Source organism: Janthinobacterium sp. GL_088 (assembly GCF_057837845.1).
In genome coordinates, this window is record NZ_CM174453.1 from 3068521 (window position 1) to 3092300 (window position 23780).

The window sequence follows — 23780 nt, forward strand, 5'->3', positions numbered from 1 at the left end:
ATACGGCTCGACTGACTGTCCTGCTCGAGACATGAAATACGGCGGCGATATGGGTCATGGTAAAAGCGGTCGACAGATAAGCGCGTGCCATCGCCTCGTCTCTGTCGCTATAGCGCGCCCGAAACTGCTCTAATGACAGCGTGACAGCGCGGCGCAGCGACCTTGGCGTATCTCTGGGCGTCTCGGAACGCTGCGATTGCTGATGTGCCTCCACGAAGGCGTCATCACGCAGAAGAATCTGATGTCAGGTGCCTGCGAGTGGGCTAGTTTTTCCCATCTCCTCCGGCAACAAACCCGCAATGACGGATGTTGGCGATGAGGGTATTTTTGAGGATATCGCTAACTGAGTAAGTTAGGAAACTCCAAGAAATCAATGGCTTAGCAACCTCATTGACCATCGAGTGGGAGTGAGTTTCCTCTAGGAAACTTCACATGCCGGAATGACTGAGTAAGCCAAAGCCCTGTTTTTACAGGGCTTTTTTATGCTATAGATGTTGGCTTTCATTGTCTGCTGTGCTGGCACAAGGTCGCGCATCTGTTTACTAGTGGTAATTGGATAGATGAAAGACAGTTACCAAAGAACTAAAGTTCTCAAGAAATAAATAAAATTGCCATGCGGAAATAATTATTTTATAATCTACTTAAGAAAATAATTACGTAAGGCAACATATGCACCTGCGCTTGACGCCATGGTGCGGTGTATTTTTGTTTAGCGGCACCCTGTGTGCCGCCGTGTCCGCGCAGACCCGTCCCGAAATCGCGCCGCCCCTTCCCACCACGCCTGGCAGCAGCCAGCGCGACGATGCCAGCCAAGAATTGATACGCCAGCAAGAGCGCGAGCGCGTCCTGCGCCAGCAGCAGGAACGCAATCCCGACGTGCGCCTGCTCGAGGCGCCTGCCGCGGTGTCAGCCAACCGCTTGCCGACGGGCGAATCGCCGTGTTTTACGATTGACCATCTTGTGTTGCGCGGCGAGGATGCCGCGCAGTTTCAGTGGGCATTGAACGCCACCAACCGCGACGACCTGGGCGCGCTGGATTCTCCGCTGGGGCGCTGCCTGGGCACGCAAGCCATCAATGTGCTGATGGGCCGCATGCAGAACGGCGTGATCGCGCGCGGTTATGTTACCACGCGCGTGCTGGCCGAACCGCAGGACTTGAGCCGTGGCACCTTGGCGTTGACCTTGATACCGGGCCGCATCCGCCAGATCGGTTTTGCGCCCGGCACCAATCCCCGAGGTACCTGGTGGAATGCCGTGCCGGCGCGCCCGGGCGAGCTGCTTAATGTGCGCGACACGGAGCAGGCGCTGGAAAACTTCAAGCGCGTGCCGACGGCCGAAGCCGATATCCAGATCATGCCGGCCGAGGGCGGCAACGCCAAGCCGGGGGAGAGCGACCTGCAGATTCAATGGAAGCAGGGCTTGCCATTCCGCCTGGCGCTGGGCCTCGACGATGGCGGTTCGCGCTCGACCGGCAAGCTGCAGGGCAGCGTGACCCTGTCGTACGACCACTGGCTGACCCTGAACGACCTGTTTTACCTGAGCCTGAACCAGAACGTCGACGGCGACCGCAACGGTCCGCGCGGCACGGCCGGCATGGTGGCCCACTATTCGATTCCCTACGCCTACTGGCTGCTGGCCTTCACTGTAAGCGACAGCCACTACCACCAGTCCGTGGCCGGCATCAGCCAGGACTACAACTACAGCGGCGCCAGCCAGAACAAGGAAGTCAAGTTGTCGCGCCTGGTGTACCGCGACGCCTCGCGCAAGACGACGGTGTCCTTGCGGGGCTGGCAGCGCGCCGCGCAAAACTTCATCGACGACACGGAAGTGGAAGTGCAGCGCCGCCGCATGGCGGGCTGGGAATTGGGCCTTGGCCACCGCGAATTCCTGGGGCAGGCCACCCTGGACCTGAATCTGCAATACCGGCGCGGCACGGGCGCGATGGATGCGCTGGCAGCGCCCGAGGAAGCGTTTGGCGAAGGCACCTCGCGCCTCAAGCTGCTCCTGGCCGACGCGGCCCTGTCGGCACCGTTCACGCTGGCTGGCCAGCCGCTGCGCTACTCGGGCAGCTGGCGCATGCAGCACAACCGCACGCCGCTGGTGCCGCAGGACCGTTTCGCCATCGGCGGGCGCTACACGGTACGCGGCTACGACGGCGAAAGCAGTCTGTCGGCCGAGCGCGGCTGGCTGCTGCGCAACGAGTTCGGCGTGCCGCTGGGCAGCAGCGGCCAGGAAGCGTATGCCGGGCTCGACCACGGCGAAGTATCGGGACCGTCCGCCGAATGGCTGATCGCGCGCCGACTGACGGGCGGCTTCGTCGGCTTGCGCGGCCAGTGGCTGGGCGTGCAGTACGACGCCTTTGTCGGCTGGCCCGTGCGCAAGCCCGAGCTGTTCCGCACGGCCAGCCATACGGCCGGCTTCAGCCTGAACGCCAGCTATTAAAAAATAACAAGGTGAGACGCCGCCATCCGCCAGCCGTTCTCTTCTCCCTTTCGCATTAATTGATTGTCAGTAGGACATTTCATGAACAAGAACCTGTACCGCATCATCTTCAACAAACGCCGTGGCCAATTGATGGTGGTGGCCGAAAATGCTTCCTCGCAAGGCAAGGCGGCCAAGGGGGAAGGTGGCCTGGACAGTGGCGTGTTTGGCGGTGATGGCGGCGGGGGCAATGCCAGGTTGCGGCCGCTGGCGCTGGCCGTGTTTGGCGCGCTGGGCATGGTGGCTTTTGTGTCCGGCCCGGCCATGGGACAGATCGTGGCCGATCCGAACGCGCCGGGCCGCCAGCGCCCGACCGTGGTGCAAAGCGCGAATGGCGTGACGCAGGTGAACATCCAGACACCGAGCGCGGCGGGCGTATCGCGCAATACCTATAGCCAGTTCGACGTGACGGCGAATGGCGCCATCCTGAACAATAGCCGCGGCAACGTGCAGACGCAGACGGGCGGCTGGGTACAAGGCAACCTCTGGCTGGCAGGCGGCAGCGCGCGCGTGATATTGAACGAAGTCAATTCGGCCAACCCCAGCCAGCTGCGCGGTTATGTCGAGGTGGCCGGCCAGCGCGCCGAGGTTGTCATCGCCAACCCGGCCGGCGTGGCCATCGACGGCGGCGGTTTTATTAACGCCAGCCGGGTCGTGCTGACGACGGGCACGCCGATGCTTAACGATGGCAGCCTGGACGGCTACATGGTGCAGCGCGGCGTGGTCACCATCAACGGACGGGGACTGGACACCTCGCTGAGCGACTACACGGCCATCCTGGCGCGGGCCGCGCAAATCAATGGCGGCATCTGGGCGCAGGAACTGAAAGTGGTCACGGGAACTAACCAGATCGATGTGGCGCATGGCGTGGCGGGCGCTGCGTCCGGCGTGGGGCCGGCCCCGGCGTACGCGCTGGACGTGGCGCAACTGGGCGGCATGTATGCTGGCAAGATTACCCTGGTCGGCACGGAAGCGGGCCTGGGCGTGCGCAACGCGGGCGTGCTGGCGGCCACGGCCGGCAACCTGGTGCTGCAATCGAACGGCTGGCTGAGCAACAGCGGCAACATCCAGTCCGCCGGTAGCGGCAGCCAGACCGGCATTGCCGTCGCAGGCGACGTGGCCAACAGCGGCACCGTGTATGCGGGCGGCGACAGCCAGGTGCAGGCGCAGGGCAATATTACCAACAGCGGCGTGATCGCTGCCCAGGGCAATGTCCAGGTGCAAGCCACGGGCGCGGCAGCGCGTGTCGATGCCACTGCTGGTTCGGTACTGGCGGCTGGCTTGAATCTGGACAATACCTTGGCCGCCAGCGGCAAGCTGAGTGTTTCTGCCGGCGACACCATTGCCGTGCACGGTACGGCCGTGGCCGGCGGCGACAGCAGCCTGGCGGCGCGCCGGCTGGACCTTGCTGGAGCGCAGGTTTCTGGCGGGAACGTCAGCCTGGGCGCCAGCGCTGGCGACCTCGACGCCAGCCGGGCGCAGGTCACTGCCCGCGAACACTTGCAACTGGACGCGGCCCACACCGTGCGCAGCGATGCGGCGCAACTGACAGGCCAGCAGTTGGGCGTGCAGGCGTACGGCTTGTCGAACGTGGGCGGCCAGATCATGCAACTGGGCAACAATGATCTGGCCATCCGCTTGCCGGGTGCACTGGACAACACGCGCGGCGTCATCGCCACGAATAGCCAGGCCTTGCGCCTGCAGGCAAGCAGCCTGAGCAACCAGGACGGAACGATCCAGCATGCGGGCACGGGCGCGCTGGAGATCGGCGCGGCGCAGATCAACTTGCAGCGCGGCAGCATCATCAGCAATGGTGCCATGGCGCTGAGCGGCGAGCAGATCGACCACCGCGATGCCCGCACGGTGGCGGGGCAGCTCAGCATCAACGCCGGCACCTTGGACAACCGGGGCGGTAGCCTGGCGCAGAGCAGCCAAGGCGCGACCGGCGTGCAGGTGCGCGGCGGGCTTGACAATCGTGGTGGCGCGCTGGAAAGTAATGGCGCTTTGAGCGTGCAGGCGGGTAATGTACAAAATCAGAAGGGCCGTATCGTCTCGGGCACGGACCTCGCGCTGTCGACGGGCGTGCTGGACAACACGGAGGCGACCCTGGCGGCGGGAGGCAAGCTGCGCCTGGACACTGGCGACGTCGACAATACGCGCGGCCAGATTCAGGCCGTGGGCGGCGATGCGGCACTGACGGTCGCAAAACTGAACAATACGGCCGGCAGCGTGTTTGCCGGTGGCAACCTTGCCACCAAGGCTGGCGAAGTACTGAACAGCGGCAATGTGTATGCGGCTGGCAGCCAGGCGCTGCAGGTGAGCGGCGAGGTCAGCAACAGCGGCGTCATCGCTGCGCAGGGCGACAACCGCATCGACGCCAGCCGCATCGACAGCACCGCTGGCAGCTTGCTGGGCGCCGGCATCCGCGCCGACGGCAGCCTGGCCGGCAACGGCCAGCTGCAGCTGACGGCAGCACAAATGATCAGCGCCCATGGCCAGAATTTGGCGGCAGGAAAAAGCAGCATGCACGCCACCGCCATTGACCTGAGCGGCAGCCAGACGGGCGGCGCGGCGATTACCCTGAACGCCAGTACCGGCCATGTCGTCACTGATAACGCATTGGTGACGACCACGGGTTTGCTGTCCGTGACGACGGCCGGCAGCGGCCAGTCCCTGTCGAACGTGCGCGGCACCTTGAGCGCGGGACAGCTGGAAGTGAAAACGGGATCGCTGGACAATCGCGGCGGCACTGTGATCCAGACGGGCACTGGCGATACGCAATTAACAGGCAGCACCCTGGACAACACGGGCGGACGCATCGCCGTCAACAGCGCCAACCTGGCGTTGACGGCGGAACAGCTGACCAACCGCGACGGCAGCATCGAACACGCGGGTACGGGCAGCTTGCATATTGAAGCAACGCGCTTCGATGATGAGCGCGGCAAGGTGACGGGCAATGGGCTAGTCGACATTCAGGCGGGCACGATCGACCACCGCCAGGCAATCACGTCCGGGCAGCAGGTAACAGTGCAGGCCGGCAATCTGGACAACCGCGACGGCACCGTGCAGCAAACGGGGGCAGGACTGATGCGCGTGGACGTGGCGCAGGCGCTGGACAATACGCGCGGCAGCATTGCCGGCAATGGCAGCGTGCAGGCGCAGGCTGGCGTGCTGGACAACAGCAAGGGGCGCATCACCTCGGCTGCCTCGGCAGATATCGCCAGCAAAGGTGTGCTGAAGAATACAGACGGCGTGATTGCCGCCACGCAGGACCTGCAGTTGACGGGTATTGGGATCGACAACACGCGTGGCGTATTGCAAGCGGACAATTTGCAGCTTGACGCGGTGACCTTGCAGAATCAGCAGGGAACAGTAAGCGCCGGCAAGGACCTGACGGCGCGCCTCAGCGCAGACTTGAACAACGCGGGCCTGCTGTACGCGGGCCGCAATCAGCAACTGACGGTGGGCGGCTTGCTGAGCAATAGCGGCTCCATCGCTTCCGTGAATAACACGACAATTACCGCTGGCAAAGTCACCAGCAGCGGCTTGCTGGGCGCGGGCGTGAAAGCGGACGGCAGCCTGGGTACGGCTGGTGATCTCACGGTTAATGCCGATGGCGTGCTGCAGGCGAGCGCGCAAAACCTGGCGGCAGGCAACGCCGTGTTGACGGGCGCGAATGTGGACCTGTCGGGCAGCCAGACGGGGGCAAGCAACATCAATATCACCGCACACAGCGGCGACGTACAGACGAACAAAGCAGTGATTTCCGCCAGCAATGTGCTGGCCATCACTGCCAACGCCAACAACGCCCAGTCACTGGTGAATACCCAAGGCCAGCTGGTGGCAGGGCAGTTGCAGCTGAACGTGGCGAATCTGAACAACGCCAGTGGCGACATCGTGCAGACGGGCACAGGCGACACCGTCATCAGCACGGCCAAGCTGGACAACACGGCTGGCCGCATCGCTGTCAACAGCGTGAACCTGGCTCTGAACGCGCCGGTGTTGACGAACATCAATGGCAAACTGGAGCACGCGGGCGCTGGCCTGCTGGCCATCAACGCGGGCCAGTTCAACAACCAGTTCGGCAAGATCACCGGTAATGGCAAGCTCGACATTACCGCTGCGACGCTGGATCACCGCAATGCGACGACGGTGGCGAATCAGCTGACCATCAACGCCGGCAGCCTGGACAATCGTGCCGGCAGCCTGGCGCAGACGGGCACCGGACTGATGACGGTGAGCGCCACCGGCCAGCTGGACAACACGGGTGGCAAGATCGAGGGTAACGGCGATGCGCTGGTCAAAGCCCAGGTATTGCTGAACAACACGGGCCGCATCGTGGCGGCGCAGGATGTCGCGTTGAACCTGGGCAGCCTGGACAACACGGAAGGCACCGTGGCCGCCGGCCGCAATCTGGCATTGAACGGTGGCGACATCGACAATACCAAGGGACAACTGCAAGCTGTGGCTGGCGATGCGACCTTGAACGTTGGCAAGTTGAACAACAACGCGGGCAACGTGTTTGCCGGCGCCAACCTGAACGCCACCCTGGCTAGCCTGAACAACACGGGCAGCCTGTACGCGGCCGGCAATCAGACCTTGAACGCCAGCGGCGCCATCGTCAACACGGGCGTCATCGCGGCGCAGGGCAGCACCAGCGTCACGGCGAATAGCCTCAACAGCAGTGCAAGCAGTTTGATCGGCGCTGGCATGCAGGCGGATGGCAAGCTGGGCACCAGTGGCGACCTGACGATCTATACCGCGCAAACGCTGGCTGCGCATGGCCAGAACCTGGCGGCGGGCAGCGCCAATCTGACGGGCGCCAGCATCGACATCGCCAGCAGCCAGACCAGCGCCGCCAACATTGGCCTGACGGCAACCCTGGGTGACGTCAGCACGAATAAAGCGGTGGTGACGACGCCGGGCACATTGAATGTGACCACCACCACGACCCTGCATAACACGGACGGTACCTTGCAGGCGGGGCAACTCGACCTGCATGCGGCAAACCTGGACAACGCCAAAGGTACTGTCTTGCAGACAGGCACGGGCGACACGACCATCGTCACCGACAATCTGGACAACACGGCTGGGCGCATCGCGGTCAACAGCAGTAATCTGAGCATCGATGCCACCAAGGTCACGAACCAGGATGGCAAGATCGAGCATGCGGGAACGGGGATCCTGAATCTGCAAGCTGGCGTGCTGGACAACAGCAAGGGCCGCATCACGTCCGCCGCGTCGGCGGAAATTGTCAGCAAGGCGGCGCTGAACAATACGGAGGGTGTGATGGCTGCGGCCGCCGACTTGCATGTCGTCGGCGTCACTGTCGACAACACGCGCGGTGTATTGCAGGCGGATAATTTGCAGCTTGATGCGGCGAGTTTGCTGAACCAGCAGGGCACGGTGAGCGCAGGCAAGGATCTGACGGGGCGCATCAGCGCAGACTTGAACAACGCGGGCTTGCTGTACGCGGGCCGTAACCAGCAACTGACGGTGGGCGGCTTGCTCAACAACACAGGATCGATTGCCTCCGTCAACAACACCCATATTACCGCTGGCAAAGTGACCAGCAGCGGCTTGCTGGGCGCCGGCGTCAAAGCCGATGGCAGCCTGGGCACGGCTGGTGATCTCACGATCAATGCCGATGGCGTGCTGCAGGCGAGCGCGCAAAACCTGGCGGCAGGCAACGCCGTGTTGACGGGCGCGAATGTGGACCTGTCGGGCAGCCAGACGGGGGCAAGCAACATCAATATCACCGCACACAGCGGCGACGTACAGACGAACAAAGCAGTGATTTCCGCCAGCAATCTGCTGGCCATTACCGCCAACGCCAACAACGCCCAGTCACTGGTGAATACCCAGGGCCAGCTGGTGGCTGGCCAGTTACAGCTGAACGTGGCCAACCTGAACAACGCCAGCGGCGACATCGTGCAGACGGGCACGGGCGACACCGCCATCAGCACGGCCAAGCTGGACAACACGGCTGGCCGCATTGCCGTTAACAGCGCGAACCTGGCCCTGAATGCGACGGTGTTGACGAACATCAACGGCAAGCTGGAACACGCAGGCGCGGGCCTCCTGGCCATCAACGCGGGCCAGTTCAATAACCAGTTCGGCAAGATCACGGGCAATGGCAAGCTCAATATCACTGCAACCGCTCTGGATCACCGCAATGCGACAACGGTGGCGAATCAACTGACCATCAATGCCGGCACGCTGGACAACCGCAGCGGCAGCCTGGCGCAGACGGGCGCCGGCCTGATGACGGTGGCGGCTACCGGCCAGCTGGACAACACGGGCGGCAAGATCGAGGGCAATGGTGATGCGCTGGTGAAGGCCATCACTTTGCTGAACAGCACAGGCCGCATCGTGGCGGCGCAAGATGCTGCACTTCAGGTGGGTAGTCTGGACAATACGGAAGGTACGGTGGCGGCTGGACGTCATCTGCAGCTGTCCGGTGGCGATATCGACAATACCAAGGGCCAATTGCAGGCCGTGGCCGGCAACGCCACCCTGAATGTGGCGAACTTGAACAATACCGCAGGCAACGTATTTGCCGGCGCCAACCTGAACGCGACACTGGCCAGTCTGAATAACACGGGCAGCCTGTACGCAGCCGGCAACCAGACTTTGACCGCCAGCAGCGCCATCGTGAACACGGGCGTCATCGCGGCGCAGGGCAACAACAGCATCACGGCGAAGACGCTCGACAGCAGCGCAAGCAGCTTGATTGGCGCCGGCATGCAGGCTGATGGCAAGCTGGGCACGGCTGGCGACTTGACGATCAGCACTACACAAACGCTGGCTGCGCATGGCCATAATCTGGCGGCGGGCAGCGCCAATCTCACCGGCGCCAATGTGGATATGTCTGGCAGCCAGACCAGCGCCGCCAACATCGGCCTGACGGCAACACAGGGCGACGTCAGCACGAATAAAGCGGTGGTGACGACGCCGGGTACATTGAATGTGACGACCACCAAGACCCTGCATAACACGGACGGCACGGTGCAGGCAGGACAACTGGATCTGCATGTCGGTAATCTGGACAACGCCAAGGGCACGGTGATGCAGACGGGGGCCGGTGACACGATCATCGTCACCGGCAATCTGGACAACACGGCCGGGCGCATCGCGGTCAACAGCAGTAATCTGAGCATCGATGCCACCAAGATCACGAACCAGGATGGCAAGATCGAGCATGCGGGAACGGGGATCCTGAATCTGCAAGCTGGCGTGCTGGATAACAGCAAGGGCCGCATCACGTCCGCTGCATCGGCGAGCATTACCAGCAAGGGAGCGCTGAATAATACCGATGGCGTGATGGCAGCGACTGCCGATTTGCATGTGGGCGGCGTGAATATCGACAACACGCGCGGCGTATTGCAGGCGGACAATTTGCATCTCGATGCGACGACCTTGCTAAACCAGCAGGGGACGGTGAGCGCCGGCACGGACCTGACGGCGCGCCTCAGCGCAGACTTGAACAACGCGGGTCTGCTGTATGCGGGCCGCAACCAGCAGCTGACGGTGGGCGGCTTGCTGAGCAATAGCGGCTCCATCGCTTCCGTCAACAACACCCAGATTACCGCTGGCAAAGTCACTAGCAGCGGCTTGCTGGGCGCAGGCGTAAAAGCCGATGGCAGTCTGGGCACGGCGGGCGATCTCACGATCAACGCCGATGGCGTCTTGCAAGCGAGCGGGCAAAACCTGGCGGCAGGCAACGCCGTATTGACGGGCGCAAATGTGGACCTGTCGGGCAGCCAGACGGGCGCAGGGAATATCGCCATCACGGCACGCAGCGGCGACGTACTGACGAACAAAGCCGTCATCTCGGCCAGCAACGTGCTGGCCATCACGGCCAATGCGAATAACGCCCAGTCGCTGGTGAACAGCCAAGGGCAACTGGTGGCAGGGCAGTTACAGCTGAACGTGGCCAATCTGAACAACGCCAGCGGCGACATCGTGCAGACGGGCACGGGCGACACCGCCATCACCACGGGGAACCTGGACAACACGAGTGGCCGTATCGCCGTGAATAGTGCCAACCTGGCCCTGAACGCCACGGTCTTGACGAACATCAATGGCAAGCTGGAACACGCAGGCGCGGGCCTCCTGGCCATCAACGCCGGCCAGTTCAACAACCAGCACGGCAAGATCACGGGCAATGGCAAGCTCGACATCACGGCAGCCGCCTTTGATCACCGCAATGCGACGACGGTGGCCAATCAGCTGACCATCAATGCCGGTACGCTGGACAACCGCAGTGGTAGCCTGGCGCAGACGGGCGCCGGCTTGATGACGGTCGCGGCCACAGGCCAGCTCGACAACACGGGCGGCAAGATCGAGGGCAATGGCGACGCACTGGTAAAAGCCGCAACCTTGCTGAACAGCACAGGCCACATCGTGGCGGCGCAGAATGCCGAGCTTACGGTCGGCAGCCTGGATAATACCGAAGGTACGGTGGCCGCAGGACGTCATCTGCAGCTGTCCGGTGGCGATATAGACAATACCAAGGGACAGTTGCAGGCCGTGGCCGGCGATGCGACCTTGAACGTTGGCAAGTTGAACAACAACGCAGGCAACGTGTTTGCCGGCGGCAACCTGAACACCACCCTGGCTAGCCTGAACAATATCGGTAGCCTGTACGCAGCCGGCAACCAGACCCTGAACGCCAGCGGCGCCATCGTCAATACGGGCGTGATCGCGGCGCACGGCAACACCAGCGTCACGGCCAGCAGCCTCGACAGCAATACAAGCAGCCTGATCGGCGCTGGCATGCAGGCCGATGGCAAGCTGGGCACAACCGGTGACCTGACGATCAGCACTACACAAACGCTGGCTGCGCATGGCCAGAATCTGGCGGCGGGCAAAGCGGCCCTGACAGGCGCCAGCGTGGACTTGTCTGGCAGTCAGACCAGTGCGACCAGCATTGCTTTGGCGGCAACCGCGGGCGACGTCAGCACACAGAAAGCCGTGGTCAGCACGCCCGGCGCCTTGACGATCCATGCGCACGATACCTTGCGTAATACGGAAGGGCAACTCAGCGCCGGCCAACTCGATCTGCACGTGGGTAACCTGGACAATACCAAGGGCACATTGATACAGACGGGCACGGGCGATACCGTCATGCAGACGGGCAAGCTGGACAATAGCGCCGGGCGCATCGCTGTCAATAGCAATAATTTGACCCTGGGTGCGGCCACCTTGACGAATACGGGCGGCAAGATCGAGCATGCGGGGGCCGGCACCCTGGCCATCACGGCGGCCAACTTGCAGGGCGCCGGCGGCAGCATCATCGGCAATGGCGCCGTCGATCTCAAGGCTGGCTTGCTGGATCATGCCAACGCCACTACCACGGGCCATACCCTGAACGTGCAGGCAGACAGCCTGAGCAACCGGGGCGGTCATCTGCTGCAGACGGGCGCGGGCGACATGACGGTCGCCGTCACGGGCCAGCTCGATAATACGAATGGGGAGATGGCCGGCAACGGCGTGTTGTCGATGGAGACCGGCAGCCTGGACAACACCAAAGGCAAGATCACCTCGGCAACGTCCGCCGACATCGCCAGCACTGGCGCACTCGTCAATACCGACGGCGTGATCGCGGCGGCGACCGATCTGCACCTAGGCGGCGCCATCGACAACACGCGCGGCTTGCTGCAGGCGGGCACTGGCGCCTTGCGACTGGATGCGGCCAGCCTGCGCAATGCGCAGGGCACGCTCAGCGCGGGCACGGATATCGCGGCCAAGGTCAGCAGCGACGTGCTCAACGCTGGCGTGCTGTATGCGGGGCGCAACCAGACCCTGGATGTCGGTGGCGTGCTCAGCAATACCGGCTCGCTGGCCGCCCTGGGCAATACGACGATTACGGCAGGACAGCTCAGCGGCAACGGTTTGCTGGCGGCAGGCATGCGCGCCGATGGCAGCTTTGCCTCGGCCGGTGACCTGACGGTGACAGCCCGTGGCGCCTTGCAAGCCGGTGGCCAGAACATGGCGGCCGGTCAGTTGCAATTGACGGGCGCGTCGGTCGATGTGGCCGGCAGCCAGAGCAGCGCGGCGAATATCGGCTTGACGGCTTTGACGGGCAACATGACGACCAGCAAGGCCGTCGTGTCGACCAATGGCCTATTGAGCATCACGGCCAATGCCGCCAACGGGCAGGCACTGGTGAACCAGGGCGGCAGCCTGAGTGCGGGACAATTGTCCTTGCGCGTGGCCAACCTGGACAACGCCAAAGGTACGCTGATACAGACGAGTGCTGGTGACACCGTCATCGAGACAGGGGCGCTGGACAACACGGGTGGGCGCATCGCCGTCAACAGCGCCAACTTGCGCCTGCAGGCGGGCGACCTGACGAATATCGATGGCAAGATCGAACATGCAGGCAAGGGTGTACTGGACGTCCGCGCCACGAATCTGTATGGACAGCGGGGTCACCTGACGGGCAATGGTGCATTGGGCGTGGCGGCCAATTACATCGATCACCGCAACGCCAGCTTGCTGGCGCAGCAGGTGAACGTCTCCGCTGGCGTCCTCGACAATCGCCAAGGGCAGATCACGCAGCTGGGCACGAGCGCGGCAACGGTGCAGGCCAGCACGCGCCTGGACAATAGCGGCGGCAAGATCGAAGCGAACGGCAATGTGCGCGTGGAAACGGGCGAGTTGCTCAACGACCATGGCCGTATTGCGTCCGCGCAGGACGTCAATGTGGCGGCGACGGCCAAGCTGGACAATACCAGCGGCGTGATCATTGCCGGGCGCGACCTGACAGTGGCCGGCGGCAAGGTGGACAATACGCTGGGCCAATTGCAGGCGGCAGGCGGCAATGCGCAATTGAGCATGGACGAGTTGCTCAATGCACAGGGCAGCGTCGTTGCCAGCGGCAATCTGACGACGACGGCGGGCAGCGTGCGCAACAGCGGCAGCCTGTTTGCCGGCGCAGAACAGGTGCTGACCGTGACGGGCGCGCTGGAGAATGCCGGCGTGATCCTAGCCCAGGGCAATAACACGATCAGTGCCAAGAGTATCGAAAGCGGCGCGGCCAGCCTGGTCGGCGCGGGCGTGAAAGCCGATGGTAGTTTGCAGGCCAGCGGCAACTTGCAAGTCACGGCGCAGCAGGCGCTGGGTGCCCACGGGCAGGTGCTGGCGGCAGGCAATGCCAGTCTGGGCGGCGGCAGCGTCGACCTTGGTGGCAGCCGCAGCAGTGCCGGCAATATCAGCCTGACGGCGACGACAGGCGACGTCAGCACCAGCGGCGCCGTGGTCACCACGCCGGGCGCCTTGACGATCACGGCCGGTGCGAATGGCCAGACCTGGAACAACCAACGCGGCGATATCAGCGCCGGCCAGCTGGCCGTTGGCGTGGGTAACCTGAACAACCAGCAAGGCAGCATCGTGCAAACTGGCACGGGCAACACCGCCATCGAGCTGACGGCGCCCGCCGGCGTGCTGGACAACACAAGCGGCCGCATCGCCGTCAACAGCACCAATTTGACCCTGAAGGCAGCCACCCTGACGAATACGGATGGCAAGATCGAACACGCGGGCAGCGGTACCTTGAGTCTGCAAGCGAACCAGCTGAACGACCTGCGCGGACAGATCACGGGCAATGGCGCGCTGGTCGTCACGGCCGGCACCATCGACCACCGCAACGCCAGTACCATCGCACAGCAAATCAGCGTGACGGGTAGCACTCTGGACAATGCCGGCGGCAACCTGACGCAGCTGGGTAAAGGTGATGCCAGCATTCAATTGACGACCAGCCTGGACAACCGCGGCGGCACTATCGCCAGCAATGGCAACACGACGATTGTCGCACCGACCCTTAACAACCAGGGCGGCAAGCTGCAGGCGGCTGGCACGGCCAACCTGACGGTGACGGCAAGCAATGTGCTCGACAACCGCCATGGCGGCGCTATCGCCGGTGGCGGCAATGTCATGCTGGGTGCCGGAAATCTGCTGAACCAGGGCGGCAGCGCCACGGCAGGCGGGCAGCTGACGGCAAATGTGGCGCAGGCATTGAACAATGCGGGCGGCTTGCTGGCCGCCACGGGCAATATGATCGTGAACGCGGCCAGCATCGACAACAGCGCCGGCGGCAAGCTGGCCTCGGTGCAGGGCCAGCTGCAGGTGATCTCGACCGGCGCGACCATCAACAATGGCGGCACCCTGCAAGCGGGTGGCGACATCATCCTGCGCAATGGCGGTCTGTGGAACGGGCAAGGCACCATTGCCGGCGCGAACGTCACGCTCGACACGCATGGGCAGGTATTCAACAACAACCAAGGCACCCTGGCGGGTGCAGGCACCGTCAACTTGCAGACGGGTATCCTGGACAACGATGGCGGCTTGCTGCAATCGGGCGGCGCCATGACCATCGATACGCAAGGCAACGCCTTGCTCAATACCAATGCGGGCGCGTATGCGGTGCGCCATCCGGGCAGTGCCGGCGGCATCAGCAGCGGCGCCGGCCTCAGCCTGCAAACGGGCAGCTGGAACAATGCGGGCGGCTACCTGGGCGCGGCCGGCAACATCACGGGCAGCGTGGGCCAGCTGGACAACCGTGGTGGCCAGGTCGTCGGCAAGTCGGCGCTGGATCTGGCCCTGAGCGGCTTGCAAAACCAGGGCGGACAAGTCCAGGTGCTGGGCAATATAGGCCTGAACGCGGGTGGCGGCAGTATTAATAACCAGCAAGGCTTGATCCGCTCCGGCGCGGCCGTCACCGTGACGGGCGGCGCTATCGACAATGCCAGCACCATGGGCGCGAACCAGGGCATCGAAGGCGTGCATGTGACCCTGAACAGTGCCAATATCAGCAATGTGCAGGGCGCTGTGCGCGCGGACGGCAACCTGGCGATCAATAGCGCGGGCAGTATCAACAATACCCTGGGCATGCTCAGCGCCGGTGGCACGCTGACGCTGCACGATGCCGGTTCCGGCCGTGGACTGGCCGTGACCAACTCGGGCGGCACCATCATCGGTGGTGTGCGTACCGACATCCGCGCGGGCAGCTTGAGCGGCGACGGCAAGGTGTTGTCACAGAAGGACTTGGCACTGGACCTGGCCGGCAATTTTACGCTGAATGCCGGGGCAGAACTGATGGCCAATGGCAATGCGGATATCACCATCGGCGGGCAACTGACCAACGCCGGGAAAATCCAGGCGCTCAGCATGCTGACCCTGGGCGCCGCCAATTTCGATAACACGGCCACGGGCGACATCAACGCGGGCACGACGCGCGTCAATGTCGCCGGTCTGCTGAACAACCGGGGGGTGATCGACGGCATCAGCACGCAACTGAACGTCGGCACGCTGAACAACATGGGCACGGGCCGCATCTACGGCGACTATCTGAGCATCGGTGGCGCTACCGTCAACAATGACGTGGAAGGCGGCGTGGCGGCCACCATCGCCGCGCGCGAGCGCCTCGATATCGGCGTCACCACACTCAACAACCGTGAGCACGGCCTGATCTTCAGCGGCGGCGACATGGCCATCGGCGGCTATCTGGACGGTAACCGCACCGCCACGGGCTGGGCGGGATCAGTGACAAATGCCAGCGCGACGATCGAGGCGCTGGGGAGTCTGGATCTGAGTGCGAATCAGGTCAATATCCTCAATAATCATCTGGTTTTTGATGCTGGACGGGAAACGACAGAAACAGTAACCGAGTATCAGAGATATGGATCCGCGAATTGGTATCGCGAAGGTACTCCGGGATTAGAAATTTATTTGCGCGTGCACATGCCCGGCGACCTCTCCTCTATTAAGACACCAGACGGTGGGGCACAAGCTTTCCACCGTCGGGATATAACCCGAACTATTTATGAAAGTGCGATAGTTAGTTCTGATCCGGGACGAATTATCGCAAGTAGCAGATTAAAAATAAATTCAAATTACATAGTAAATGACAATAGTCATATTATTGCTGGTGGTGAGTTGGCTATGGATCGTGCAGTTTTGCATAACAAAACTACGCGAGGGGATAAAAGGATTCATGAGAAAGGCGTCTCATACTATTTCGTGCCTATGGCCTGCAATCCGGGTTCATTTTGTACAGAAGTTAGTGGCACATCAATTGATACAACTGAGAGCTTTCCATCGGCCAATATTGACACGGCTCGTAACGAGCAATTTACGGCGCCGGGTGGCCAGGGTACCCGACCTGCCAATGTGGCAGCAAGTGGAGTCAGCACTGGGGCCGAGCAAATAGGGAATACCTCTGGGAGTGTCAATACCTCAACTGTTGTCTTGGGCTCGGTCGGTGTGGGTAGCTCCGGCAATGTGAGCGGCCAAGAAATTGCTCATGTCGATGGGGTGAGCACTATTCAGAAGACTGACCGCGCTGGTAATTCAGCCGCCGATGCGGCCGTTGGTGTCGCTCCGGCCAGCCAGCTGAATGGTGCGAAAGGTGTCGCCGCCAATACCGCTTCGGAATTGAATCATGCATCGACTGTGGCGGCAGGACTTGTTGCAGGACAAAGCGCAGCGCTGGCATCCGGTAGTAGAGGTATGACTGGCAGCACGCGTACGGGCGATGCGGCCCGTACTGTTGCCGTTGACACGGTGTCCGGTGCTCACGTTGATGCGGCCAGCGGTGCTGGCCAGCCTGGCGCAGCCGTTGATGCGGCCTTGCTGACGCGCTCGTCTGAGGGGTTGGTCACGGTCGTGTCAGGCGGCAATAGGCCCGGCGGCGCAGCTCATGGTGGCGTCCTTGGCCAGGCGGGAGATGTGGGGACGGTGAATGCTGCTCAGTTGAGTGGCATTGCCGGCAGCCACGCCAGCTCGCACACGGGGCTCGTTCCCGTCGCCGGGGCTGGCATTGCGGCAGATCAAGTGCAGGGCCAAAGCGGGCCAGGCGGTATCGCCAATGCGGGCATGCTTGGCCGGGCAGGCGAGATTGCAACGCTGGCGCCGACTGCATTGACCGGTGTCAATGGCGCGCAAGCAAGCACCGGAACCGGATTGAACCCGCTGAAAGACATGGCTATCGCAGCCTCGACAGGCAGCGCGGCACACGCAGGTGCTGTTGGTGGAGTGGGGCAGGTGCGCATGAATGGCATTACCCAGGTGAAACTGGGTAACCCGTCCACGCGCGCACAAGTGGTGCGGACCACGGGTTCATCGCTGCAGATTCCGAACGCCAGTCTGTATAAGGTGAGTTCTGCGCCATCGTCCCGCTATCTGGTGGAAACCGACCCCCGCTTTGCCAGTTATCGGGAATGGACGGGTTCCGATTATTTGCTCAAGCAGGTGAAAAGCGATCCGTCCGTGACGCAAAAGCGCCTGGGCGACGGTTTCTACGAGCAACGCCTGGTGCGCGAACAAGTAGCCGCGCTGACGGGACAGCGTTTCGTGGGTGACTACAGCAACGACGAACAGCAGTACAAGGCCTTGATGGATCAGGGCATTGCGTTTGCCAAGCAATGGGATCTTCGTCCCGGTATCGCGCTGACAGCGGAGCAAATGGCGGGGCTGACCAGCGATATCGTCTGGCTGGTGGAGCAGGAAGTCGTGCTGGCCGACGGCAGCACGCAAAAAGTGCTGGCGCCGCAAGTGTATGTGCGGGTGCGTGAGGGCGATATCGATGGCCAGGGCGGATTATTGGCCGGCAAGGAAGTCAATCTGAATCTCGAAGGCGATTTGACCAATAGCGGTACGATTGCCGGACGCACGATCGTCAAGCTGAATGCGGAAAATATCGACAACCTGGGCGGGCGCATCACGGGCGACGCCATTTCCGCCCATGCCAGGAATGACCTGAACAACATCAGCGGCACCATTTCCGCCAATAGCGAGCTGCAAGCAAGTGCGGGAAGGGATATCAACGTGAAGACGTCAACGCTGACGTCCAGTGGCACTGATGGTAGAAACAGCGTCAGTCATACCAGCCTGGATAAGTTGGCGGGCCTGTACGTGACGGGCAATGGCACGGCCGGCAGCGGCAATTTGCTGGTATCTGCCGGGCGCGACGTGACTATCGCGGGTGCTTCCGTCGTGAATATGGATGCCGGTGGCGGCATTGGCATTGCGGCCGGCCGTGATATTGCCGTCACGACGGTGAACAGCGGCAGTGAGTTCACGTTGGCAGGTACTGGGCAGCGGCACACGACCAATACGTCCAGTAAAGAAACCGCCAGCACTATTTCATCTGCCGGCGATATTCGCCTGAGTGCAGGTGACAATATCCAGCTGAAAGCGGCAAATGTCCAGGCCGCGGAAACGCTGCAGTTATCTGCCGAACGCAATATCGATATTGCCACGGCGCGTGATACAGAAACGCGTCAAGGCTGGTATGGCAACAGCTCGACCAAGAGTACCAGCCAGGGCAGCGAGCTGGGCGGCAAGCAGATCGTCATGCTGGCCGGCAATGACATTAATAATGCTGGCGGCCAGGTGATCGCGACAGACAAGCTCATCGCAAGCGCCGGACGAGACATCAACATCGTCACGACCACTGTCAGCAATGCCAGCAAGAAAGGGATGGGCAATAGCGAAACCAGCACCGTCGTCGACAAGGTGGCGGGCCTGTACGTGACCGGCACGGGTGAAGGTAATACGCTGATCGCCCAGGCGGGTCGTGATATGACGCTGACCGGCGGCGTCATCGCCAATGCCGGCGTGAATGGCCAGACCAGCTTGGTCGCAGGTAATAACCTGACTCTCAATACCGTCGCCGTCGCCTCGACGCACGACCAAGTGCGCAACGCGGACAATTACCGCAAAGAAAGCAAGACAGGCGAAGTGGGCAGCCAGATCATGGGCGCCGGCAATGTCAATTTGCAGGCGGGCCATGATTTGCTGGCGCGCGCGGCCGATGTGCAGGCGGGCGGGGCGCTGGGACTGGTGGCGGGCAATGACATCAGCCTGGTCAATGGCGTGGCCACCGACAGCCTGGATGTGGCAAGCAAGGTCAAGAAGAGCGGTACTTTCTCCAGCAAAACCACGACCACGCGCGATCTCGTGCAGACCAGCACGGCGCTGGGGACTTCATTGACGGGCAATACCGTCGATATTGTCGCCGGGCATGATCTGAAGGTGGCGGGTTCATCGGTACTTGCGCACGAAGCAGCCAACTTAATTGCGAAAAACGATATCAGCATCGAGTCCGTCGGACTGGACGGGAAGGAGATTCACTCCAAGCAAGTCAAGAAGAGCGGCACCTTTGGCCTGAGCAAGTCGCTGACCAGCCAGGCCGACGATGGCCGCACCGTTACCCAGGCTGGCAGCGCCGTCAGTGGCGGCAGTGTGACGATGGTGGGCGGACGCGACGTCGCCATCAAGGGCAGTACGGTGGTAGCCGATGGCAACATTGACCTGACCGCCTTGCGTAACTTGAGCATCGTCAGTGCCGAGAATGACAAGGACACGACGTCTAGCAGCTACAGCAAGAAGTCCGGCTTTATCGGCAGCTTCACCCAGCCAGCCTTCGGCACGGTAAAAACCACCAGCGATGGCAAGAACACGGGTGTGGCGCAAGTGGGTAGTCAGATTGCCAGCCTGGGCGGCAATGTGTCGCTGCGCGCGGGCGAGACGTATACGCAGACGGCCAGCGAAGTGCTGGCGACCGGCGCGGGCGCGAATGGCGGCCTGCCTGGCGATATCAGCATCGTGGGCAAGAATGTGCTGATCAAGGAGGCGTACAACAGCAATGCCAGCGAGCAGCACACGACCTTCAGCAAGGTGGCCCTTGGCGGTACGGTCAACGTGCCGATTGTCGACGCAGTGAAAAGCATCGGCAGCCTGGCGAAGGCCGCCGAACAGACGAAGGACTCTCGCATGCAAGCCCTGGCGGCCGTGACTTTGGCATCGAAGGCCACGGATCTGGCTGGCATGGCTGCGAAGGGATTGACCAACACTGCTGGCATCAAGATCAGCGTCAGCCTGGGCAGCAGCAAGAGCGAAAGCGAGATGCACCAGAGTAGCAGCACGGTGGTTGGCAGCGCGGTCAATGCAGCCGGTAAGGTCAGCATCGTTGCGACCGGGGCAGGAGCGGGAAGCGACTTGACGGTGGCCGGCAGCAAGATTGGCGCGGGCGGCAATCTTACCTTGTTCGCCGACGACAAGATCAATCTGCTTGCGGCGCAAAATACGGCGAGCCAAACCAGCAAGAACAGCAGCAGCGGTTCCAGCATCGGCATCGGCTATACATTCGGCGGTACCCAAAACGGCTTTAGTCTCGATATCGCTGCAAACCAGGCGCGCGGCAAGGCCGATGGCACGGACAATTATTACACCAACTCCTATGTGACGGCAGGCAAGACGGCAACCATCATCAGTGGTGGCGACACGACCTTGCAAGGCGCGATCCTGGCGGCAGATATGGTCAAGGGCGCCATCGGTGGCAACCTGAACATTATCAGCTTGCAGGATACGAGCACCTACGCCAGCAAGAGCAGCAGCGCGGGCTTCAACATGAGCTTGTGTATTCCTCCGTTCTGCTATGGCGCCAGCAGTGTCGGCGGCAGCGTCTCGAAGAGCAAGGCCAAAGGTGACTTTGCCAGCGTCACGGAACAAAGCGGCATCAAGGCGGGCGACGGTGGCTTCCAGATCAACGTTACTGGCAATACCGATTTGCAGGCCGGCGTGATTGCCAGCAGCGGCAAGGCCATCACGGATGGCAAGAACTCGCTGATCACGGGCACCTTGACGACGAGCGAGCTGCAAAACAAGGATGAGCATTCGGCGAGCGGGTTCAGCTTGAGCGGGTCGTTGGAAGCCAAAGTTGGGACGCAGAATACGGCGAGTACGCCGGAGAAAATCGCTGCAGCGAACAGCAAATCGGGGTCGAGTGGTTCTGCCGGTTTCGGTAGCGTGTCAGGCAGCCAGGGAAGTACTACGACATCCGGGATTAGTGGCGGCGCGATCTTGATTAGTGATGCGCAGAAACAAGAAGCATTGACGGGCAAGACAACGGCAGAAATGTTGTCAGGTCTGAATCGTGATGTGAGCAGCGAAAAAGATAGTAGCGGAGCCCTAAAGAAAGGCTGGGATGGTAAAAATCTGGAAAAAGAAGTGCAGGCGCAAGTGGCGATTACAGAAGCGTTCAGTAAGGCTGCTACTGCTGAAATCGGCAAATTTGCGAACGGGAAGTTGGACGAGGCCGACAAGCTGAAGAAGGCGGCAGCGGAGGTGTCGGATGGGGCGCAACGTGAGGAGATGTATAAGCAAGCAGCTGAAATTGAGCATAACTGGAGTGAAGGAGGTTCCTCACGTGTATTGGCCAATGCATTGGCTGGCGCCTTGGGGGGAGGGCTGGTTGGTGCGGCCGCAAGCGCTGGAGGGAGTAGCGTATCAGGCCTGCTTTACCATGCAAATATTCCTGAGTCCTTGAAGGCACTCTCCTATGAGCAACAAGCACGTGTGCAGAAACTTGCAACCGATGCCGGGTTCAATGAGTTCACGTCGAAGGAGGACTGGGAAGCACTGAGGCTTCTAACTAATCTGCGGTTTGACCCTGAGTCTCAAAATCTTCCCCAGAACGAGGTAAATCGTCGCATAGGAAACTACTTGAGTTTGCGTGGCGCGTCACCACAGCAAATTGCCGAAGTCACGGCCAATTTTGCAAATGCTGGGCTTTCTGCGGTTAACACTCCACGTACGCCGAATGTAGAGGTCAGGCTGATGGGCAATACTGATGCGCCCATGGGCGACGCTGAACATCAGTATGCGCAGGTTGGCCAGAAGCCAGGGCCTTTCTTAGGTACAGAAATCATAGATCAAGGGACACAAGGGGTCGGCGGTGTTTTGATGACTTTCGGAAACTACATCGAAAGTAATATGGTTGCCAAATATACTGTAGAAACCCTTGATTTTGCCTCTGGGCCAATTATCTACGGGGTAAAGAAAATACCTGCAGTAGAGAATTTAATAGGCAAAGCTACAGGAGCGGTTAATGGTTATTTTGGCGATGGATTTGAAAGGGCAGGATACACTGGAGATGCTGTTCAAAAAGGGGCAGTTGGTGGTTCAGCAGTCCTATCAGTAGGGTTTGGTGGATTTGCCGGGATGATTAAAAAGTCCGGCGGAATAACTTCAATATTTAAATCAAAGAGCGGTGATTTATCTTCTGTTGCTGGGAGTATTGAAAAAACGGCCGGAAAAATTGATTCCGTCAGCGAAAAGGTTGATGTTTTTGAAAACCTAAAGCCAAATGATCTCAAATTGGAACTTTCTGAGGCAAAAAAACTTGGAGTTTCTCCTACAAAAGTAACTGATCCTTCCTTCGCTGCAATTGCTAATGAAGGACCTATAAAATGGGCAGTTTTAGAGGGCGGCGATCTTGTGGTAATTCCGAAATTTGTCGATGGTGTTGAGTTGAAACATACAGTATTATCTGGAGGTAAACCAGTTTTGGCCGCAGGAGAGGCCATAATTGATGTTTTTGATAATGGGAAAGGTGGGGTGCGTAATTTTGGTAGCGAAATAAATAGAAAATCTGGGCATTTCCAACCATCGTTAGAGACACTCAATATTGGAGTTAAGGGGTTTGGTGACCTCGGAATTGATTTCAAGACAGTTAACCCAAAAATACCCAAGGATTATTTAGGAGTGGGCTATGGATATTAATGAGAAGGCAAAAAAATATGATGACTTTATTTCCTTGGGGGCAAAAGAATGCCTGAATTTTGCAAAAGGTAATTTTAAATGTAAGTTCAACTGGAGTCGGGTGGCGGAAAGTGCTGAAGTTATTGCGGCAAATTTTATTGTTGGTGAGAAGGTATTTGACGAGGGCCTTGAATGGCTAAGATTGGCGGTATATTTATTTGAGCGAATTGCTGATGAAGTGAAAGATGATAAAGACGTAGTTGAAAAAAATCTCGTTTCTAGCATTCTAAATAGGTGTCTTGCCATTAGGACTTGGGGGGCGAAGCAAGGTGACTCTGTCAGAGATATAAAGGATCTACTGAGAAATTTCAAACTTCTTGTAACAGTATCGCCTCAGGAAATTTTAAAAAATGAGGATATTCCATTCAGCAATGAATTCAGAATGGTTTTTTTGATAATTAGATTTTTCGATCCATTATTAAAAAAGGATGAGCTGCGTGAAGAATTGGAGGAGATTTTTCAGTATAAAAGTGCCATTGAAACAGTTCGAGAGAGAAATGGTATGCGAAAACTTATACCGTAAAGAAGTGTTTCCGTGGTTTTAGTGATGGCAGTCCAGGAGTAGATACCGTCTTGAACAGGGGGGCGGGGAGTCAAACGGGGGGGGGGCGGGGTCAGGTCCGACTTTTGTACACGGTCTGAACCTTTGCCGTCTTGATCGACAGCAAGTTGCGCTTTATTAAATGCCA

3 protein-coding genes are annotated in these 23780 nt (G+C 60.5%); all 3 read left to right on the top strand.

Annotation, left to right across the window (positions count from 1 at the left end):
- The first annotated feature begins 669 nt into the window (after positions 1-669).
- Positions 670-2442 carry a ShlB/FhaC/HecB family hemolysin secretion/activation protein gene (locus tag AC3IQ7_RS14030; RefSeq protein WP_489210182.1) on the top strand — a complete coding sequence of 591 codons (1773 nt, stop codon included), beginning with the start codon at positions 670-672 and terminating at the stop codon, positions 2440-2442.
- 81 nt (positions 2443-2523) lie between these two features.
- Positions 2524-23052 (top strand): two-partner secretion domain-containing protein, encoded by a 20529-nt coding sequence (locus AC3IQ7_RS14035; RefSeq protein WP_489210184.1) that lies wholly within the window; start codon positions 2524-2526, stop codon positions 23050-23052.
- Positions 23042-23614: a hypothetical protein gene (locus tag AC3IQ7_RS14040; protein WP_489210186.1), complete on the top strand. Its 573-nt coding sequence runs from the start codon at positions 23042-23044 to the stop codon at positions 23612-23614. The genes AC3IQ7_RS14035 and AC3IQ7_RS14040 overlap by 11 nt, the downstream gene beginning before the upstream one ends.
- The last annotated feature ends 166 nt before the right edge of the window (positions 23615-23780 follow it).